Source organism: Sandarakinorhabdus sp., assembly GCF_031422795.1.
In the GTDB taxonomy this organism is placed as follows: Bacteria; Pseudomonadota; Alphaproteobacteria; order Sphingomonadales; family Sphingomonadaceae; genus Sandarakinorhabdus.
The window spans coordinates 1-3712 of record NZ_JANPML010000248.1; the positions used below are offsets into that span (position 1 = coordinate 1).

The window sequence follows — 3712 nt, forward strand, 5'->3', positions numbered from 1 at the left end:
TTCATCGATGATCAGGCGATATTTGATCAGGCTGCGGTTGGTGAGGCTTTCGGCGGGATCCTGAGCCCCAAGCCAGCGGGCGGAGAGGAAGCCGCCGGCGAGGGCGCCGTAGCAGATGAGGCCGGTGTCGCTGGCGGCCGCAGTGACTGTGAAGGCTCCGGCCGGGCGGCGATCGAGCAGGGAATATTGCACCTGAATGCTGGCTAGCGGCACGCCGGTAGCGGCGAATTCGGCGACATGGGCGGCATCGAAATTGGTGCCGGCGACATGGGCAATCTTGCCGGCTTGCTGCAGCGCCTTCAGGTGCAAGGCGGCGTCGATGGCGCCGGGGGTGGCATAATCCCACCAGTGAAACTGCACCAGATCGAGCCGATCCATCCCAAGCCGGGCGCGCGAACGGTCAATGATGGTTTCGACATCAACGAGCGTCAGCCGGCCCAGGGAACCGAGATCGGGAACAAACTTGGTGTGCACCTTCAGCCGGGTCAGGGCTTCGGCGCCGCGCGCGTTGACCAGATGGCGACGGAAATCGCCGATCATTTCTTCGACGCCGGTGTAGATGTCAGCACAATCCAGCGCCGTGATGCCGGCATCGAAGAAGGCGAGGAAACCGTCGTTGAGACTGTCGCGATCGACCGGGCCATGATCGCCGGCCAACTGCCAACCGCCGCGGATCAGCCGTGAAATCTCGTGGCCGGGGGCCAGGGTGGCGCGTTCCACGCTCATGGCTTCACCGTTGCCGTACTGTCAGCGCGGCGGAATGTGCGCTTGCCCAGGCGGGTGATGCGCAGCTGCGACGGGCAGTTGGGATCGGGGCAGGCGATTTCGGCGTCGCTGTCCATCCAGTCATTGGGGTGAGTGACGCGCTGCTTGGCGGCGAGCAGCGGCAGCACGGCCGCAAGGCTGTAGATCGAAAAGCCTTGGCCCGGCGGCAGGAACAGCAGTTCACCGCGCAGCTCGAACCAGTCCCCTGGCTTGGCGTTGCACCACAGCGTCGCGCCGGGCGGGGCGATCACTTCGACCTTGAGATCATAGAGGGCAAATTCGTCGTCCATGCCGGTCCTTGTGCAACAGATGGACGGGCATAACCAGCCTGCTGGCCAGCGCTTCGGCTTCATGTCATCATCGCTGAAGGGTCAGCCGAATTTGGCTTGGGGGAAGATGATGTTGCGCCTGTTTTCGACCCTGATGCTCTGCTGCGCCTTGCAAGGCTGCGCCTATCACAGCCTGACCGTGCCGGTACCCAATCGCGGCGATCAGAATCTGCATCCCGTCAACAGCAACGCCATCGCCTGGGGTGCCATCGAGCATCCGAAAAAGGCCGCAGCCTGTGTTGGCACCAACAGCATCAGCGATGTGCAGGTGCGAACCTCGCTGATGCAATCACTGGCCACCGTTCTCACTCTGGGCTTCTGGCAACCGTCCCACATCCGTTATCGCTGCGGCAAACTGCCGACGGGCGAAGGCGAGATTCCGCAATAAGGGGGGCGCCGCATGGCCCGCATCCTGAAATTTGACGATCGCACTTGGCACAATTGGCATTTCACCGAACGGGATGTGCCGATTGCCGGTCGGTACGAACTGCACCGCGCCGTCACGGCCAGCTTGGCCGACATGCGGGCCAGCGCCAAGGCGGTGCAGGACTTGATCGGCAAGGCTTTCACCGAGCGGCGGCGGCTGCGCGCGCATGGTGCGACATGGTCATTCTCGGCGGCGCCGTCGGTGCCGGGTGGCTGGCCGCTGGCAACTGGCTATGCCAACCAACTGTTTGCGCTGCCGAAAACCCACGTCGACCCGGCCTTCAGCGGCGATCACGATGGGCTGGTGCTGTGCCAGACCGGGATTTCCGTGGCTGAACTCAACATGTGGCTGGAGCCGCGCGGGCGATCGCTGGCCACCACGGGCGCTTCGAATGGACAGACCTTCGTGGGCGCGATGAGCTGTTGCACCCATGGTTCCGCGATCGATCATGGCGCCATCCAGAGCCAGGTGCGCGCCATCCAGCTGATCCCGAGCCCAGATCGCAATCTGTGGATCGAGCCGGCGAGCCGCCCCGTCACCGATGGCCGGCTGGCCGCCGAGCTGGGTGCCACGGTGCTGCGCGATGACCGGCTGTTTGCCGCCGCGTTGGTTTCGTTGGGGGCGCTGGGCGTGGTGCATGCCGTGCTGATCGAAAGTGTGCCGCGCTTCCTGCTGGAAAATCACCGTAAGCGCTTGCCGGCTGGGCCGGCGCTGCTGCGCGCGATGAGCAGCCTGGCCGACGTGGACTTTGCGGCCGCCAATCTGCCGGGCGCGGCGGGCCGGCGGCCCTATTTCTTCCAGTCGGTGATCAACGATCAGATCGACAAGGGCTTTGCCTATGTCACCTGCGGCTATCGCTGTGACTGGGACGATGGCCACAATCTGGATTACAGCATCCAGCCCAAGCGCAGCCCAGGCTATAATCTGGCGACGGTGGTGGCCAATTTGCTCGATTCTGCGCCGGGGCTGACGCCGGTCATCACCAAGGCGGTGCTGGCCGATCAACTGAGCCCCATCAACGGCCGCGTCGGCAGTTGGGGACAGAGTTTTAACTTCACTACGCCGCGGGCCGGCACGGCGGGAGCGTCGGTGGCGGCACCAGTCGACCGAGTGCACGATGTGCGGGCGATTTTTCAGGCGGCGTTGACGAAGGTCGGCAAGGCGCCTGTGGCCTTTGCCTGCCGTTACGCTCGCAAATCACCGGGCCATCTTGCCTTCATCCGCTGGCCACAAAGCGTGATCACCGACATCGACGGCCTCGACAGCAGCGCCACGAGGCTGGTGATGGCCCAGGCCGTCACCGATTTGCGCAGCGCCGGCATCCCCCACGCCGAACATTGGGGCAAGTTGAACCAGGCCACGGCCAGCAGCGTGCGCGATGCCTATGGGGACGATCTGGAGCGCTGGCTGGCGGCGCGCACCGATCTGCTGGATCGAGAAGGCGAATATGTGTTCGGCAGCGATTGGCTCGACCGCCTGGGCTTGAGCAATCGCAACTTCTGAGGTGCCAACAGCGCGCAACGGAAAACCCCCGCAGGGATACCGACGGGGGTTTTCAAGTTGGTTGCGGGGGCAGGATTTGAACCTGCGGCCTTCAGGTTATGAGCCTGACGAGCTACCGGGCTGCTCCACCCCGCGACAATCCATTTGTGACAGCCAACCAACGCCAGCTGCACCAGAGACAACACAAGGCGCCCTTGCGGACGCCCTGGGCTGAATCAAAGACTTGTGAATGGATTTCTACCTACTGACTGCCGGCTGCAAGGCCTGGCGGCGACCTACTCTTCCATCGCTTAAGCGAAAGTACCATTGGCGCTGCCTGGTTTCACGGCCGAGTTCGAGATGGGATCGGGTGGGTCACAGGCGCTATGACCACCAAGCCATGAAGCCGGCAAACAGGAGGGGGTTTTGAACGATGTCGTGCACGAAGTGCTAACAGTGATGTCGTTGATGGTGGAGTCTTCAGGCGTGACCAGAGTAATTAGGACCGGTTAGCTGAATGCATTACTGCACTTACACACCCGGCCTATCAACGTGGTGGTCTTCCACGACTCGATGAGATCTTATCTTGAGGGAGGCTTCCCGCTTAGATGCTTTCAGCGGTTATCCCGTCCATACATAGCTACCCTGCTGCGCCACTGGCGTGACGACAGGTGCACCAGAGGTATGTTCATCCCGGTCCTCTCGTACT

4 protein-coding genes, 1 tRNA gene and 2 rRNA genes are annotated in these 3712 nt (G+C 62.9%); 2 read left to right on the forward strand and 5 right to left on the reverse strand.

The features are described 5' to 3' along the window. A partial coding sequence (locus RMO81_RS09075) for an aldo/keto reductase (RefSeq protein WP_310475512.1) occupies window positions 1–726 on the reverse strand: 726 nt, incomplete at its 3' end. Further along, on the reverse strand, window positions 723–1055 hold the full coding sequence (locus tag RMO81_RS09080) for a TIGR04076 family protein (protein ID WP_310475513.1): 333 nt from the start codon (window positions 1053–1055) through the stop codon (window positions 723–725). The genes RMO81_RS09080 and RMO81_RS09075, both read right to left, overlap by 4 nt. A gap of 106 nt (window positions 1056–1161) precedes the next feature. On the opposite strand from RMO81_RS09080, the gene RMO81_RS09085 reads away from it, so the two are divergent. Together RMO81_RS09085 and RMO81_RS09090 are read left to right on the forward strand one after the other, a co-directional pair. Further along, window positions 1162–1482: a hypothetical protein gene (locus tag RMO81_RS09085; protein ID WP_310475514.1), complete on the forward strand. Its 321-nt coding sequence runs from the start codon at window positions 1162–1164 to the stop codon at window positions 1480–1482. A 12-nt stretch (window positions 1483–1494) separates the two neighbouring features. Next, window positions 1495–3024 carry a hypothetical protein gene (locus tag RMO81_RS09090; protein WP_310475515.1) on the forward strand — a complete coding sequence of 510 codons (1530 nt, stop codon included), beginning with the start codon at window positions 1495–1497 and terminating at the stop codon, window positions 3022–3024. 58 nt (window positions 3025–3082) lie between these two features. Here the strand turns inward: RMO81_RS09090 and RMO81_RS09095 are convergent. From RMO81_RS09095 to RMO81_RS09105, 3 genes are all read right to left on the reverse strand, one after another. Continuing rightward, window positions 3083–3159 (reverse strand) — tRNA-Met (locus RMO81_RS09095). Window positions 3160–3286: 127 nt separating this feature from the next. Beyond that, a 5S ribosomal RNA gene (rrf, locus tag RMO81_RS09100) occupies window positions 3287–3401 on the reverse strand. 82 nt (window positions 3402–3483) lie between these two features. Beyond that, window positions 3484–3712: ribosomal RNA gene (locus RMO81_RS09105) — 23S ribosomal RNA — on the reverse strand; the annotation flags it as partial.

Coding starts and splice junctions, on each gene's coding strand:
- RMO81_RS09080 (WP_310475513.1), bottom strand. CDS start 1,055: ATGGACGACGAATTTGCCCTCTATGATCTCAAGGTCGAAGTGATCGCC.
- RMO81_RS09085 (WP_310475514.1), top strand. CDS start 1,162: ATGATGTTGCGCCTGTTTTCGACCCTGATGCTCTGCTGCGCCTTGCAA.
- RMO81_RS09090 (WP_310475515.1), top strand. CDS start 1,495: ATGGCCCGCATCCTGAAATTTGACGATCGCACTTGGCACAATTGGCAT.